Origin of the sequence: Grimontia kaedaensis (assembly GCF_023746615.1) — a bacterium.
Classification (GTDB): domain Bacteria; phylum Pseudomonadota; class Gammaproteobacteria; order Enterobacterales; family Vibrionaceae; genus Enterovibrio; species Enterovibrio kaedaensis.
On record NZ_CP082275.1, the window covers coordinates 203028 to 217944 of the forward strand.

The 14917-nt window shown below is 49.7% G+C and carries 14 protein-coding genes; 13 read left to right on the forward strand and 1 reads right to left on the reverse strand.

Annotated features, from left to right (window positions below):
• The first annotated feature begins 89 nt into the window (after positions 1-89).
• The 9 genes from pilM (at position 90) to K6Q96_RS01020 (ending at position 8825) form a co-directional block, all read left to right on the forward strand.
• Complete coding sequence (pilM, locus tag K6Q96_RS00980) at positions 90-1031, forward strand: type IV pilus biogenesis protein PilM (RefSeq protein ID WP_251877153.1); 942 nt, start codon at positions 90-92, stop codon at positions 1029-1031.
• The gene (locus K6Q96_RS00985; RefSeq protein WP_251877155.1) at positions 1015-1602 is read left to right on the forward strand and encodes a PilN domain-containing protein; all 588 of its coding nucleotides are present in this window, start codon (positions 1015-1017) and stop codon (positions 1600-1602) included. Before pilM ends, K6Q96_RS00985 begins: the two co-directional genes overlap by 17 nt.
• The gene (locus K6Q96_RS00990) at positions 1592-2185 is read left to right on the forward strand and encodes a type IV pilus inner membrane component PilO (protein WP_251877157.1); all 594 of its coding nucleotides are present in this window, start codon (positions 1592-1594) and stop codon (positions 2183-2185) included. The genes K6Q96_RS00985 and K6Q96_RS00990 overlap by 11 nt, the downstream gene beginning before the upstream one ends.
• Positions 2182-2697, forward strand: coding sequence for a pilus assembly protein PilP (locus K6Q96_RS00995; RefSeq protein WP_251877159.1), 516 nt, complete (start codon positions 2182-2184; stop codon positions 2695-2697). Before K6Q96_RS00990 ends, K6Q96_RS00995 begins: the two co-directional genes overlap by 4 nt.
• Before the next feature lie 72 nt (positions 2698-2769).
• Positions 2770-4455 (forward strand): type IV pilus secretin PilQ, encoded by a 1686-nt coding sequence (locus tag K6Q96_RS01000; protein WP_251879547.1) that lies wholly within the window; start codon positions 2770-2772, stop codon positions 4453-4455.
• A 283-nt stretch (positions 4456-4738) separates the two neighbouring features.
• Complete coding sequence (gene aroK / locus K6Q96_RS01005) at positions 4739-5257, forward strand: shikimate kinase AroK (RefSeq protein WP_062667127.1); 519 nt, start codon at positions 4739-4741, stop codon at positions 5255-5257.
• Between the two features lie 16 nt (positions 5258-5273).
• The gene (aroB, locus tag K6Q96_RS01010; RefSeq protein WP_251877161.1) at positions 5274-6350 is read left to right on the forward strand and encodes a 3-dehydroquinate synthase; all 1077 of its coding nucleotides are present in this window, start codon (positions 5274-5276) and stop codon (positions 6348-6350) included.
• A gap of 30 nt (positions 6351-6380) precedes the next feature.
• Positions 6381-7889 (forward strand): AAA family ATPase, encoded by a 1509-nt coding sequence (locus K6Q96_RS01015; RefSeq protein ID WP_353621782.1) that lies wholly within the window; start codon positions 6381-6383, stop codon positions 7887-7889.
• Positions 7890-7991: 102 nt separating this feature from the next.
• The gene (locus tag K6Q96_RS01020) at positions 7992-8825 is read left to right on the forward strand and encodes a Dam family site-specific DNA-(adenine-N6)-methyltransferase (RefSeq protein WP_251877165.1); all 834 of its coding nucleotides are present in this window, start codon (positions 7992-7994) and stop codon (positions 8823-8825) included.
• Here the strand turns inward: K6Q96_RS01020 and K6Q96_RS01025 are convergent.
• Positions 8822-9034 (reverse strand): DUF2970 domain-containing protein, encoded by a 213-nt coding sequence (locus K6Q96_RS01025; RefSeq protein ID WP_251877167.1) that lies wholly within the window; start codon positions 9032-9034, stop codon positions 8822-8824. The two genes, K6Q96_RS01020 and K6Q96_RS01025, sit on opposite strands and share 4 nt — an antisense overlap.
• A gap of 203 nt (positions 9035-9237) precedes the next feature.
• Between K6Q96_RS01025 and rpe the strand changes: the two genes are divergently transcribed.
• The 4 genes from rpe to K6Q96_RS01045 all read left to right on the forward strand — a co-directional run bounded on the left by rpe (position 9238) and on the right by K6Q96_RS01045 (position 14787).
• Positions 9238-9912, forward strand: a complete 675-nt coding sequence (rpe, locus tag K6Q96_RS01030) for a ribulose-phosphate 3-epimerase (protein WP_002535219.1) — start codon at positions 9238-9240, stop codon at positions 9910-9912.
• Between the two features lie 3 nt (positions 9913-9915).
• On the forward strand, positions 9916-10614 hold the full coding sequence (locus K6Q96_RS01035) for a phosphoglycolate phosphatase (protein ID WP_251877169.1): 699 nt from the start codon (positions 9916-9918) through the stop codon (positions 10612-10614).
• Between the two features lie 78 nt (positions 10615-10692).
• Positions 10693-11709 (forward strand): tryptophan--tRNA ligase, encoded by a 1017-nt coding sequence (gene trpS / locus K6Q96_RS01040; RefSeq protein WP_251877171.1) that lies wholly within the window; start codon positions 10693-10695, stop codon positions 11707-11709.
• A gap of 267 nt (positions 11710-11976) precedes the next feature.
• A complete protein-coding gene (locus K6Q96_RS01045) occupies positions 11977-14787 on the forward strand; it encodes an ExeM/NucH family extracellular endonuclease (RefSeq protein ID WP_251877173.1) in 2811 nt (936 codons plus the stop codon).
• The last annotated feature ends 130 nt before the right edge of the window (positions 14788-14917 follow it).

The window sequence follows — 14917 nt, forward strand, 5'->3', positions numbered from 1 at the left end:
AAAGAGAACTGAACAAAAAATAACGAACCTGCGGAGAGAACTTTCAAAAAAGTTACTTGATGCTGACTTTTAAGAAGGTGGCATTTCAGATGTTTGCTGGAAAAACCGTTATGGGGATCGATGTTGGCGCACATTCTGTTCGCGCTGCCATGATCCAAAAACGTGGCAAGGCATTAAAGCTTCAGGCTCTCGTTGTTGCACCGCGACAATCCTCCTTAGATGACTCCCTTAAATCGGTAAAAAAGCAGCTCAGAAAAGCGTGTAGTGTCCCTTGGAACTGGCCGCAGGTCCAGATCATGGGTGTGCCGCAAAGCAACGTGGCGATGAAGAGATTCCCCGCCTCCCTCGATATTCCAGAACACGAGCAGTACGTTCAGGTTGGGCTGCAACTTAGCGAAAGCCTTGGGTTACCGATGGATGAGTTGCTCTATGACTTCCGTCTACTTCCCGAAAATGATTGGGTTGAAGTCTATGCCTGCCGTAAACCCATGCTGAGAGATACGCTGTCAGGTTTGAAATCAGCAGGATTTTCGTTGTCGGTGATTGAACTCCAAACCCATGCACTGATGCGACTTTATAAACAGCACATGACGTCCCGGTCTGATGTGGGGGCTTCTTTGATGGTGGATGTCGGAACGGAGCGCTTACAAATCTGTTTGGGTGAAGCCAATGAAGGCAAATTCTACCGCGAGCTTCCCGTACCTTTTGAACAACATGACGCAAGTACAGAAGAGCTAAGGGCGCTTTACACGCAGAAGCTGGCAGAGACTATACAGCGGCAATATCAGCTGGCTTCCACTCAGCTTCAAGGGACTAAGGTCTCGACAGTCTGGCTGTCTGGAGATGGGGCGAAAAAAATCGACATTTTCAAACTGGAAGCGGCACTTGGTTGGAGAGTGAGGGCGTTGAACCCACTTCAGGGGCTGAGTTATTCACCAAAGCTTGTCGATGGCCTGAATGAGTCAGCCGTCGCCTGGTCGACATCCATTGGGCTGGCTTTGCGCGGAGTGATGGATGAACACCAGTATTAATCTTCTTCCTTGGCGTGAAATGCAGCGTCAGGCAATACGCCGACGCTTTATGAACAAATCTGTGTTGGTCCTCATTCTGGTTTCCCTATGCGTGATTGGTGGCCGTTGGGCTGTCTATAACCAGCTCTCTATACAGGAGGCGAGAAATGCGCGTCTTCAGCAGGAAATCAATGAATTGAACGTCACGCTAAGGGAGTTTGCCAAACGTGAAGTCGAACGTGATGAACTTCATCGCCGCCTGACCCTCGTCAACTCGCTACAAAAACAGCGCAACAATGCCACCTTACTTTTCAATTTCTTGCCACAAATTACGCCGGATGGCGTGGTGCTGGATAAAGTCTCGATGACAGCGGGAACAGTCACGATTGAAGGACGCAGCCGAGATAACGCTAAGCTCGCCAGCCTGTTGGCTTTGCTGGAAGCTGATTCGGGTGCCAAGAATGTGCAAATCCATTCCATCATCAATAACGCTGCGCAGTCTTCTCTGGTTGCCAAGAATTTTCGCGCGACGTTTGACCTTACCGATTATATGACGCTGGAATTGCCGAGGGAGGAGAGCAATGGCCGCTGATTGGCGCGATTGGGAAATCGATGAAATCCCTGAATGGTCAGCGACTGCGCAGAACATATTGCTGGGAGTACTGGGCATTGTTGTGCTGGCCGCAGCGTTATTTTTTGTTGTCCTACCTGCACAGCAAGATATCGGGCTAGCCAGACAAGATGAGAGTTTGCTGCGGACACAATTTCGCATCAAGGCTGAACAAGTGGCGGCACTTCCGGATGTTGATGAGCAGGTGGCAGAACTGCAGAAGTTTTATAGCCACTTGACTGAACAGTTACCTGCGGCAGATGAATTGGCTTTGCTGCTTGCCGGCATCAACGACACCGGACTTCAGTACAACCTGAATTTCGAAAAGCTCAACTGGAACAAAGGAAAGCATGTTGGCTGGTTGTATCAGGTGCCTCTGGATATAGAACTCACGGGTGAATATGCAGACATGGGCGAGTTCTCGGCCGCACTGGCAAGATTGCCACGTATCGTCACCCTCCAAGATTTCACGCTGTCACGTGAGAAAGATAAAACTGATCGATTGCGTTTCTCGGTAGGGGCACATACCTACCGCTATGAGAAGCAAGAGGAGGTTTCGCAATGAGATATCAAGTTGCGATACTGAGCGTGATCCTGCTTTCCGGCTGTATGCAGGAGCCCAAAACGCAAGACCTCGAGCGCTTTATCGTCCAGACCTATGCGGCAGCCCAGGTGACAGCAACAACGCTTCCGCCTCAACCGACTTACTTCCCTGCGCCTTTTGACCCAGGTATCGATACCGACCCTTTCGTGCTTCCGGTAGCCATGGAAGAAAAGGAGTTGGTGAAGGGGGACTGCTGGCAGCCGGAAGATGTCCTAGGGAAAGACCCACTCGAGAGCTACGAGCTATCGTCACTCGAGTTTAAGGGGGTTATTGGACTGCCAGGGAGCTATTGGGCATTGGTCGCAGCGCCCGATGACAGCATTCATCGCGTTGGGCTGGGCCGTATGCTGGGCAACAATCGAGGACGTGTGGACAGTATCAGTCAACACACTCTTTCTATCACAGAACACTTGCCTGACGGACTTGGCTGCTGGCAGGTACGTAACGTTAGATTGGCACTCAACAAAAGCTAAAAAGGGTAACTCATGATAAGCCTGGGGAAAGGATGCCGCAGTCTAAGACTGGGAGTGTTATGTCGTAGCCTGATGGTGATAGCCGCAGTCGTGGCGTCACCTTGGTCGCTTGCGGCCAATCAGCTTCAAAATATTGATGTCAAAGCAGGGGAGAATGGAAAAACCTTGCTGACACTGTCCCTTGAAGATAAATCCGTGGTGACCAATTTCACAAAAAGCGACGGCGCTTTGTCGATAAGCCTTAAAGGCACATCGGTGGAAGACAACTTGGTGGGTATCCGCAGCCTTCAGGATATCGGAAAGGCAACGGCGAATCTGGATGTTAAGCCCGTTGACGATGATGTTGAGCTGACCGTACTGACCGATAGGCACTTTGGGTATGACTACTATCAGACTAGCAACGTGCTGACGGTAGAGATTTTCCCCTTTGCTTCTCTGCCTTCAGCTAAGAAATCTGATGCTGAGAAAAGCAAGAAAAACAAAAATATCTCCATCAACTTCCAAGATATTCCTGTCCGTTCTGTGTTACAGATGGTGGCCGAGCACAACGGGTTCAATCTGGTCGTCTCTGATTCCGTGCAGGGTAGTCTGACGTTACGATTGGACGATGTGCCATGGCAAAAGGCGCTGCAGACTATTTTGAATGTCAAAGGTTTGGATAAGCGCCAGATGGGGAACATCCTGCTTGTGGCTCCAAAAGTTGAACTGGATGAACAGGAACGTTTGGTACTTGAAAAACGTCGGCAGGAGCGTGAACTCGCATCATTACGCTCAGAGGTGATTCAGATTAAGTATGCCAACGCCGTCGACCTTAAAGAGATGATCGGTGGTGGTAGCAGTGAAGATGAAGGCATTAGTCTGTTGTCAGAGCGTGGCAGCATCGCCGTCGACCCACGTACCAACTCTCTGGTGATTAAAGATCTGGAAGATAACATCGACGTCGTAAAAATGATGATTGATTCACTGGATATTCCGGTTGACCAGGTTGAGATAGAAGCGCGTATCGTGACTGTGGATGAAGGCACGCTTGAAGAAATTGGCGTTCGCTGGGGAGTTAACAGTCAAAACGGTAACTTCACGACGGGCGGCTCAATTGAAGGTAACTGGCAGCACTCAGACAGGATAGATTTTGGAGCAGACAATGAGCCTGACGAGTTGATTCTGGATGACCTACTTAATGTCAACTTGGGGGCTGTGAGTCCAAACGCAAGCAGCATCGCATTCTCAGTCGCTAACTTAGGTAAAGATTTATTGCTCGATCTTGAACTGTCAGCGCTGCAGGCTGAGTCTCGTGCGGAAATTATTTCCAGTCCCCGCCTGTTAACGACGAACAAACGCTCTGCGTATATTGAACAAGGCACTGAGCTACCCTATTTGGAAGCATCTTCAAGCGGTGCGGCTGCAGTGTCTTTTAAAAAGGCTGTTCTCAGTTTGTCAGTGACTCCTCAAATTACGCCAGATAGCAGACTGGTCCTTGACCTTCAGGTCACTCAGGACAAACCTGCAGGTACTGTAAAAGCAGGTACCGGCGAAGCAATGGCCATTAATACCCAACGTATTGGTACTCAGGTGCTGGTGAATGACGGGGAAACAGTCGTACTTGGCGGGATTTATCAACACGAAATGATGGAAGGCGTCGATAAGGTACCATTGTTGGGTGATATTCCAGGGATTGGTCAACTCTTTCGCCGTAACTACGAAACTATGGGTAAACGCGAGCTACTGATCTTTGTTACTCCAAGGATTATGACGCAGTAAATCGAGTTAATTCATTCGGTTAACCTTGGTTGGAATGGAGGTGCGTAGCAAGGGAAGAGGTCTGTGATGAAAGTGGGTTTCTGCCTTTTTCTTGTCCTTTTGAGCCTCTGGCGGGAATTTAAAGGCGAGGGGAAACGTATTTTAAGTTGCCAAACGCCCAGTCGACCTGAGATAATTTTTGGTCTGATCACGAATATACTGTGAGGAATTTGGCGCCTCGGGCTTTCTGATTGCGAGCCTGCGGGCGGTGTTGTTTTCATTAACCGCGCGTAAACTGCTTAAAATGGCTGAAAAACGAAATATCTTTCTTGTAGGTCCAATGGGGGCTGGCAAAAGCACAATTGGTCGACACCTGGCACAACAACTACACATGGAATTTTTCGACTCTGACACTGTGATCGAAGAGCGCACAGGTGCAGACATTGCATGGGTTTTCGATGTTGAAGGTGAAGAGGGATTCCGCGTTCGCGAAGAGAACGTCATCAACGACCTGACTGAAAAACAAGGTATCGTTCTGGCAACCGGTGGTGGTTCAATCAAGAGCCGAGAGAGCCGTAATCGTCTGTCTGCTCGTGGTATCGTGGTTTATCTTGAAACCACCATTGAGAAACAACTGGCACGTACTCAGCGCGATAAAAAACGTCCTTTGCTGCAAACTGAGCAACCACGTGAAGTATTGGAATCACTGGCGGGCGAGCGTAATCCTCTGTATGAAGAAATTGCAGACTATGTAGTGCGTACTGATGATCAAAGCGCCAAGGTTGTGGCAAACCAGATCATCGAATTGCTGGAAAATCACTAATCAATAAAGGAACTCCATGGAAAGGATTGACGTAAGCTTAGGCGACAGAAGCTACCCTATCTCTATCGGTGCAGGATTACTCTCCGATCCCGCGTATTTTTCTGAAGCTCAAGGACGTCGCGTGGTGGTGGTCACCAATGACACCATCGCTCCGCTTTATGCGGACCTTCTTTTGGATACCTTGAACAAAGCTGGTGGTGAGCCAGCTTTGTTGACCCTGCCTGATGGCGAGCAATACAAAACCCTCGATACCTTTAACACCATTAATACCTTCCTGCTCGAAGGCAACTACGGCCGTGATGTGCTGATTGTTGCTTTGGGCGGCGGCGTGATTGGTGATGTGGTCGGTTTTGCCGCAGCTTGTTATCAGCGTGGTGTGGACTTTATTCAGGTTCCAACCACTTTGCTTTCCCAGGTAGACTCTTCTGTAGGTGGTAAAACCGCAGTGAATCACCCTCTGGGTAAAAACATGATTGGTGCCTTCTACCAGCCAAAAGCCGTTGTTATCGATATCGATGTGATGCAAACCTTGCCGCAACGTGAGTTTGCAGCAGGCATGGCGGAAGTCATCAAATACGGCATCATTGCAGATCCAGAATTCTTCGTTTGGTTGGAAGACAACTACCAGCCACTCAACGCCTTGGAGGCTGAAGCCTTGGTGTATGCCATCAAACGTTGCTGCCAAATCAAGGCAGATGTCGTGGCAGAAGATGAAAAAGAATCCGGTGTTCGCGCTTTACTGAACCTCGGGCACACTTTCGGGCATGCGATTGAAGCAGAAATGGGTTACGGCAACTGGTTGCATGGCGAAGCCGTTTCTGCGGGCACTGTGATGGCGGCGGTCACCGCAGTCCACCAACAATTGCTGACACAAGAAGATGTTAGCCGTATCACTTCCTTGCTCGAAAAAGCCAATCTTCCCGTGAAAGCACCCTCAAGCATGGGCTATGATGCGTTTATTAAACACATGAAACGCGATAAAAAAGTGCTTTCCGGGCAACTTCGCTTTGTGCTGCCAACGTCGATTGGTACTGCAGAGGTGGTTGCAAACGTGACTCCTGAAACGCTTGCTGAGGTCATCAAGACACACTAAGCGGGTTTGTATATGACAGGCTCCCATGAAATGATTGCGTTGGATCTGGATAGCCAGATCCAACTTTTATCTAGAATCCAATTTCTTACCCGATTTAGCTCCAACCTCGTTCAGGTCACTGGTGAGCCAGGGGCGGGAAAAACGTGGCTCAGTGAACGATACCTCGAAAACTGGGCAAACGAACCCATCCAATCTCTTCTAATCTGTAATCCAAGTCAGCAGGATGCCCAGCATCGTGCCATTATTCTCAAGCAAATCGTGCGCGATGGTGTCTTTAACGAGCAAGATTCGATGCTACAAAGCCTCGACTACATGCTGGAAGGCCGAAGCGTGCACTGTTTGGTGGTGATAGATGACGCGCAGCGCCTGAGTGCTAACCTCATCGCAGAGCTTTGGGCGTTGGTCACCGAAGCGCAGCAGCGTGACAACTGGCAGATTAACATCCTGTTATTCAGCCTACGTGGCAAGCTCAACAAATGGCTTCATAAAGTGTCTTACGGCCAGGGCGTGAAGCCGCTGGAGCTGGAGATCACCCCGCTGGCTGATAATGAACGAGAAATGTTCATCGAAGTGATGATGGTCAGTCGTCAACTCGATGCCGCCCAGCGAAGAGCGCTGAAACAAAAAGCGGCATCATTGCCTTCTTTACCCGGAGCCCTTCGAGGGCTGGAACAGCAGGAGACCGCTGCAATGGAAGAAAAGAAACGTCGTTCACCCCTCCCTTTGATCTTGCTGGTGGTGCTGTTGTTAGCATTAGGTGGCGGCATGGTGTGGTGGGCACTGAATCCACAAACTTCGACAGAAGAAGCGGCCGAATCTGTGCTGCCGGATGGCGTAAAAGAACTATCAGCCATTCTTGATGAGAAAGAAAAAGAAATGGCAGCGCAACAAGGAGAAGGTGAAAGCGGTGAGCAGTCCCTCAATGCCAATGCTGAAGTCAACGATGACGATGTTGCTCTGCCTGATAGCCCGTCAGTAGAAGGCATGACAGTGGGCCGTCGTGATGAAAATCGCCGTATCGTGGTGCCTGACCGTGTTGTCGATGCCATCATTGATGAGCAAGCGGTTGGCGGAGATGGCACTAACGCGGTTGAAGAGCCGCTGATACCAGAATTAGTGCCACCTGCTGAAACCACTGTGCGTGTTGAACCAACACAGCCAGAAGCGACAGCAGAAGTCGTGACTGAAGAAACTGAAGCGGTTGCACCATTATCACCACCGACGTCAAATGCTGATGTCCCTTTGGCGAACCAGTTGCTATTGACGGTGCCAGAGTCGCGCTACGCCCTGCAGCTGGCAGCATTGCAATCCAAGCAAGCAGTGACTGAGTTCCTGCAAGAATATGCGATTACCGATCGCGCGCTGGTGTATGAAACTCGCCGTAACGGTGAACCTTGGTTTATGGTCCTGTTGGGTGATTACCCATCGGTCGCTGAAGCGCGTCGTGCAGAATTGCAGCTTCCGGCCAATATTCAGGCGCTGACGCCGTGGGCTAAATCTTTCGCTCAGATCCACAAAGAAATCGGACTGGTTAACTAACCCGCCTTGATGAAGACAGGGCACGAATTTACGCTGATTGATGGTTAAAAATGAGATACAATCCGCCACCTTTCGAGCAGTAGTGGTGGTGGACACACATTAATGAAAAAGCATCGTGCCTTTCTTAAGTGGGCCGGAGGTAAATATTCTCTGGTCGACGATATCCGCAAGCACCTGCCGGAAGGAAAAAAGCTGATTGAGCCATTTGTTGGCGCAGGCTCTGTATTTCTCAATACAGACTATGACCAATATCGTCTGGCTGACATCAATCCGGATTTGATTAATCTCTACAATCTTCTTAAACAGGAACCAGAGCGCTACATTGAAGACGCTAAACGACTGTTTACACAAGAGTACAACCAAAAAGCGGCGTATCTGACGATCCGTGAAGAGTTTAACCAGACGAAAGACCCTTACCTTCGCTCCCTTTACTTTCTGTATATGAACCGCCACGGTTTCAACGGTTTGTGCCGTTACAATAAAAAAGGCGGATTCAATGTGCCTTTCGGTTCATATAAGAAGCCTTACTTTCCAGAAGCTGAGCTGGAGTTTTTCTCAGAGAAGGCGAAGAAAGCGACTTTTGTGTGTGAAGGCTATCAGCAGAGCTTTAAAAATGCCCGTCGTGGCAGCGTAATTTACTGCGATCCGCCTTACGCCCCGCTATCGACGACTGCCAACTTCACGACCTATGCGAGTGGCGGTTTTAGCTTGGACGATCAAGCATTGCTGGGCGAGTGGGCTCGTAAAGTGAGCATCGAGAAAAACATTCCGGTACTGATTTCTAATCACGATACGGCGCTTACCCGAAGCCTCTATCACGGCTCTCACTTCAATATGGTGAAGGTGAAACGTACCATCAGCCGTAACGGTGGTGGGCGCAATAAAGTGGACGAATTGCTGGCGCTATTTGCCCCAGACGTATCCGAGCTTCTTTAATCTGGCGTAATGAGTGAAACCAAGCCCACCAGCCCAAGCACAAACACAGCGACAAATACAAAACCGACAATGATATAAGGTACCATGCTGGATTGCTGAAAATCGCGTTGTCGGTTTTTGTCTGATTGCACACCAAACATTGCCGCAAACACACTTTTCACCACATCCAGTAAACCCACTTTTTCCTGCTGCGGTTTTTCATTATCCATTGTGTATTCTTCTTTGTTCTCGTTTGTTAATCCCAGCTTAGAACAGGGGAGAGGTTGCCGTCTGTCCCAGCTTCAAAATTCAGGGGTTATGGTTTGAATCAGAGGATCTGATAAGACAGATGCCACGCAATCGGGTAGAATTGCGGCGAATTTCAGGTAATCGCTACGCCCGGCAAATGGGTACTTTACAGTGAGGCTAAAGGATGAAGGATTTTCTCATTGCGCCGTCGATCCTCTCGGCGGATTTCGCACGTTTAGGTGAAGACGTTGAACGCGTACTGGCAGCAGGTGCTGACGTGGTGCATTTCGACGTGATGGACAACCACTATGTACCGAACCTCACCTTTGGTGCGCCAATCTGTAAAGCGCTGCGTGACTACGGTATTACCGCACCCATCGACGTTCATCTCATGGTGAAGCCAGTTGACCGCATCATCCCAGATTTTGCTAAAGCCGGTGCCAGCATGATCACCTTCCACGCGGAAGCGAGTGAGCACATCGACCGTAGCCTGCAACTAATCAAAGAGCACGGCTGTCAGGCGGGTTTGGTGTTTAACCCAGCGACGCCGCTGCACTATCTGGATCACGTGATGGACAAGCTCGACATGATCCTTCTGATGTCAGTTAACCCAGGTTTTGGTGGCCAGTCCTTCATTCCTGAAACCCTGAATAAACTGCGCGAAGTGCGTCGTCGTATTGACGAAAGCGGTCGCGATATTCGCCTCGAAATCGACGGCGGCGTAAAAGTAGATAACATCCGTGAAATCGCAGAAGCGGGCGCAGACATGTTCGTAGCAGGCTCGGCTATCTTCGGTCAGCCGGATTACAAAGCTGTGATAGACGAAATGCGCGCTGAACTGAGCAAAGTAGGAAAATAAACCGTGACGGTAAACTTTGACAACATCAAATATATTGCCTTTGACCTTGATGGAACGCTGGTAGATAGCGTGCCGGATCTGGCAGAAGGTATTCGCATGGCATTGGCTGACCACGATCTTTACTCGCCAACAGACGATGAAGTACGCAACTGGATTGGCAATGGAGCGGAAATCATGCTTAAGCGTGCCTTGAGTCAGAGCGTCACTATCAAGGCTGATATTGATGAAGCGCTGTATCAAAAAGTCCGTGAGCGTTTTGATTTTCACTACGCAAACAACGGCCACGACAAAACCATTGTATATCCGGGCGTAAAAGAGACGCTGACCGAACTGAAAGCAACAGGTTATACACTGGGCATTGTCACCAATAAGCCTTATCAGTTTGTACCGGAAATACTTGCAGACTTGGATCTAGCGCAGTTCTTTACTGACGTGATCGGTGGTGATTCTCTGCCAACCAACAAACCAGACCCGGAAGGTCTTCTCAGCCTGCGTGACAAGCACAGCCTGAGCAACGAAAACATGCTGATGGTGGGCGATTCGAAAAACGATATCCTCGCCGCGAAAAATGCAGGTTACGTTTCTGTGGGCCTGACTTACGGATATAACTATGGCGAGCCAATCAGCGACAGTGCCCCGGAATTTGTCGCTGACCACTTCAACCAGCTTTTAACGGTTCTCAGCACCGAAAAAACAGCGTAAATTAAAGCTTCGACTTATTTCTCGAAATGACAGCCAGCAGCGATGCTGGCTGAATTGACTGACAGGAACAGAAAGAACATGAGTAATCCTACGACCAAACCCATTGTACTTAGCGGTGTTCAGCCATCAGGCGAACTCAGTATCGGCAACTACATTGGAGCTTTGCGTCAGTGGGAGCAAATGCAGGACGATTACGATTGCCAATACTGCATCGTAGACCTGCACGCGATCACTGTTCGTCAGGAAGCGGAAAAGCTGCGTGAAGCAACACTGGACTCGCTGGCGCTGTGTCTGGCTGTAGGCGTGACGCCAGAGAAAAGTAATCTTTTCATCCAGTCTCATGTGCCTGAGCATGCCCAGCTGGGTTGGGTGCTGAACTGTTACACCCAAATGGGTGAGTTGAACCGTATGACCCAGTTCAAGGACAAGTCAGCACGCCATGCTGAAAACATCAACGCTGGCTTGTTTGGTTATCCTGTGCTGATGGCCGCTGACATCTTGCTGTACCAAGCGAATCAGGTGCCGGTAGGTAACGACCAGAAGCAGCATCTTGAGCTTGCGCGCGATATCGCAACCCGTTTCAACAACGTGTATGGCGAGGTATTTACAGTACCAGAACCTTACATCCCACAAGTGGGTGCTCGTGTAATGAGCCTGCAGGATCCGACCAAGAAGATGTCGAAGTCTGATGACAATCGCAACAACGTGATTGGCCTGTTGGAAGACCCGAAAGCGATCGCCAAGAAAATCAAACGTGCAGTGACTGACTCAGACGAGCCACCACGTGTGCTGTTTGATATCGAAAGCAAGCCAGGTGTTGCCAACCTGATGGGCCTGATGTCCGTGGCGACGGGTAAAACGTTTGCTGAAATCGAAGCAGAGTATGAAGGCAAGATGTATGGTCATCTGAAAACAGACACTGCTGATGCTGTGGTTGCTATGCTAGAGCCAGTACAGACACGCTATCAGGAGCTCCGTGCTGACCGAGCGTATCTCGATCAGGTAATGAAAGCTGGTTCAGAAAAAGCGTCTGCACGCGCTGCTGACACACTGAAAAAAGTGTACGAAGCAGTGGGCTTTGTTGCTTGCCCATAAGCACCGTTTAGAATGTTGAAAAAAGCAGCGAGAAATCGCTGCTTTTTTTATTTTCGCCGCTATTCCCTCCACGTTCGCCTTCAATTCCCCCCTCCTTCTCGTGATTTTTGTTGTTATCTGAAATTGTTGATTTCTGAACGCCGTCCTGATTGTTGAGTGCTATGTCAGAATTGATATACAAACTTGGGCTTCCCATCACGTAAATGACATGTCGAGATGTTAAATCATTTGCACTGTTTATGACTTCAATCCCAATAAGGACAGAAAATGAAGATCTTTACATGGAGCCCTCTGGCTCTGGCTCTCAGTGCAGCGCTTCCTGCCAGTGCTGACATTCTCATCACGGAATACGTCGAAGGCTCCTCCAACAATAAAGCGATAGAGCTGACTAACACGGGTTCAGGGGATGCTTCTCTCGACAACCTCTCGCTCCGATTGGCTTTCAACGGTGCCACCAGTTTTGGTAATACAATTGCGCTTGCCGGCACCTTGGCAGCAGGTGAAAGCTACGTGGTTACTAACAGCAGCGCGGCGGGCGAAGTCACCGACGTCAGCCAGCAAACTTCTGGTTCGCTCTCTTTCAATGGCAATGACGTGGTGGCCTTGGTCGATGAAAACGATAACGTGCTCGACAGCCTCGGGCAGCTAGGTAACAGCGGCAACTACGGAAAAGATATCACGCTGCGCCGTATCGACGGCAGCACAGGTCGCACAGATGCGTCTTCGGCGTTTGACGCCTCAGTGGAATGGCAATCTTTCGCACAAAATACCTTTGACGGTCTGGGTTGTAGCGGTGTTGGCGCTTGTGATGGTGGTGGAGGTGGCGGCACCTTCAGTTGTGAAGGTGAGACCCTTACACCGACTTATGCGATTCAAGGCAGTGGTGATCGCAGCCCACTGGTACCAGATGGCAGTTTTGAAGCTGAGGGTACCTACTATGTCGAAGGTGTTGTTACCGCGGTAACAGAGAGCCTCTATAAAGGCTTCTGGCTTCAGGACGCGAACGGTGATGGCGACAACGCAACCTCAGATGGTCTGTTCATCTTTACGGGAGATGCCCCTCAGGGTATTGAGCCTGGCATGCAGGTTTGTGTGGCGGGTACTGTCAAAGAGTTTTTCAATCTCACTCAACTGGATGCGTCCGACAAGCAGTGGGAGGTGATCGATACCGTGGGCGAGCTTCCTGTCACTGATTTGGCAGTGGAAGAGGGTGAAACGCTGGATGCGGCGCTTGAACGTCATGAAGGCATGAAAGTGCGTCTGACGCAGGAAAGTGAACTGGTCGTAACCCGTAACTTCGGATTTGATTACGATGCTTTCCGAAACAACATGGTACTTTCATACGAAGCGCCCAACTTTAAACCGACACAACTGTATATTGCTGGCTCTGATGACGCGGTAGCCTTGGCTGCAGCTAATGATGCAAACCAACTGTTTGTGGAGTCAGACCTCAAAGCGCCGAATGGTGTTGTGCCTTACTTCCCGGGTCTGGATGCTGAGCAGGGTTATATTCGTATCGGCGATACTGTCACTAACCTCGAAGGTGTGATTGGTTACAGCTTCAGTGATTACCGTCTGGTGGTAACTAATGAGCTGGTGGCAAGCGACTTCGTGCGTGATGAAGACCGCACGGCGGCACCTGAAGCGTTTGAGGGCACCAACCTGAAAGTCGCAAGCTTCAACGTACTGAATTACTTCACCAGTGCCAGTGCGATTGGCGGTGATCTGAACGTGACGTGTGATGATCAGGCAGATGCTGACGCATCGCGTGGCTGTAACCGTGGTACGAAAGACGCTGCTGAGTTCGCATTACAACAAGCGAAAATCGTGAACGCATTGACGGCCATGGATGCTGATATCGTCGGTCTGATGGAAATCGAAAACAATGGCTTTGGTGAAAACGGCGCATTGGCGAATCTGGTGACTGAGTTGAATACCCAGTTTGCTGATGAGGCTGACCACTATGCGTTTGTCACTCCGGCAGAAGCTGATCTGACGGAAGGTGCATTCCTTGGTGGTGATGCGATTCAGGTTGCACTGATTTATCGTCCGGCAAAAGTATCACTTCAAGGTGATGCAACGGTTGTCCGTATGCCAGAGCAGCATATCAGTGGTGAAAACCCAGATGGTGAGACCCGTCAGTTGGATAAATTCCAGCGTGATAGCTTACTGCAAACCTTTGGTGTGAAAGATGAAAGCTTGTCAATTGCGGTCAGTCACTTTAAGTCGAAAGGCTCTGGCTGTTACGAAGATTGGGTAGCCGGTGAATTTGACGATGATCCAGCCGATCTTCAGGGCCGTTGTAACGAGTTCCGCGTTTCGGCGGCAGAAACACTGGGTAATGCACTGGCAGGTGTTGAAGGTGACATCATCGCCTTGGGTGACTTCAATGCTTACGGCCAGGAAGATCCAATGCGTGTGATGACAGATTACGATGCAGACACTGCAGAACGTAAAATTGTGACCGCAGCAGGGACTTCTATCGCCGGTGAAACTTTGGATGAAACCGCGCGAGAAGTGGGTGATGGTTTTGGTTACATCAACCTCGCCAGCTACGTATTGGGTGAAGAAGCCTTCTCTTACACCTTTGATGGTGAACTGGGCAGCCTTGACCATGCAGTCGGTAATGCCAGCTTACTTGAGAAAGTCACTGGCGTGGAAGACTGGCACATTAACTCGGTGGAAAGCACCTTGTTTGAGTACTCAGGCCGCTTCACCGGTGATTTGGTCAAGTCGACTAACCCGTACTCCTCTTCAGATCACGACCCTGTAATTGTGAGCCTGAACTACCCAGATCCGGTTCAGAAGTTCAAACTTCGCTTCAAGAACAAGAGCATCTTCTGGGTTCAGCCAACGGTGAATGGTTATGTTGACGAAGATCGTCCGTGGCTACGTTGGAAAACTAACCGTAAATACAATCAAAACAGCGAGTTCTTGAAAGAGCTTGGCGTAAGTTACGGCGATACCGTTGAGCTTGGCTACCGCTTGTGGGGCTTTATCGCCATCCCTTGTGGTGACGCAGTACTGGAAGAAAACACACGCGCTGTGTTTAAAGGATTCCAGTGTAAGATCAAATAGTCGTCGACTTATCCTGCCACAGGCTCCTTCGGGAGCCTGTTTTTTTCTGACCTTTTAATGGGTTGCCTGCAGAATCTTGACTAAGCTTTAGAGATGTCTCATGGGCAAGGTAATGTCTTGTATTTGTGAT

Bases quoted from the DNA above. Each gene is read 5' to 3' on its own strand.
- K6Q96_RS01045 (WP_251877173.1), top strand. From the start codon at position 11,977: ATGAAGATCTTTACATGGAGCCCTCTGGCTCTGGCTCTCAGTGCAGCG.
- aroK (WP_062667127.1), top strand. From the start codon at position 4,739: ATGGCTGAAAAACGAAATATCTTTCTTGTAGGTCCAATGGGGGCTGGC.
- K6Q96_RS00985 (WP_251877155.1), top strand. From the start codon at position 1,015: ATGAACACCAGTATTAATCTTCTTCCTTGGCGTGAAATGCAGCGTCAG.
- K6Q96_RS00995 (WP_251877159.1), top strand. From the start codon at position 2,182: ATGAGATATCAAGTTGCGATACTGAGCGTGATCCTGCTTTCCGGCTGT.
- K6Q96_RS01025 (WP_251877167.1), bottom strand. From the start codon at position 9,034: ATGGATAATGAAAAACCGCAGCAGGAAAAAGTGGGTTTACTGGATGTG.
- rpe (WP_002535219.1), top strand. From the start codon at position 9,238: ATGAAGGATTTTCTCATTGCGCCGTCGATCCTCTCGGCGGATTTCGCA.
- K6Q96_RS01015 (WP_353621782.1), top strand. From the start codon at position 6,381: ATGATTGCGTTGGATCTGGATAGCCAGATCCAACTTTTATCTAGAATC.
- K6Q96_RS01000 (WP_251879547.1), top strand. From the start codon at position 2,770: ATGGTGATAGCCGCAGTCGTGGCGTCACCTTGGTCGCTTGCGGCCAAT.
- aroB (WP_251877161.1), top strand. From the start codon at position 5,274: ATGGAAAGGATTGACGTAAGCTTAGGCGACAGAAGCTACCCTATCTCT.
- K6Q96_RS00990 (WP_251877157.1), top strand. From the start codon at position 1,592: ATGGCCGCTGATTGGCGCGATTGGGAAATCGATGAAATCCCTGAATGG.
- trpS (WP_251877171.1), top strand. From the start codon at position 10,693: ATGAGTAATCCTACGACCAAACCCATTGTACTTAGCGGTGTTCAGCCA.
- K6Q96_RS01020 (WP_251877165.1), top strand. From the start codon at position 7,992: ATGAAAAAGCATCGTGCCTTTCTTAAGTGGGCCGGAGGTAAATATTCT.
- pilM (WP_251877153.1), top strand. From the start codon at position 90: ATGTTTGCTGGAAAAACCGTTATGGGGATCGATGTTGGCGCACATTCT.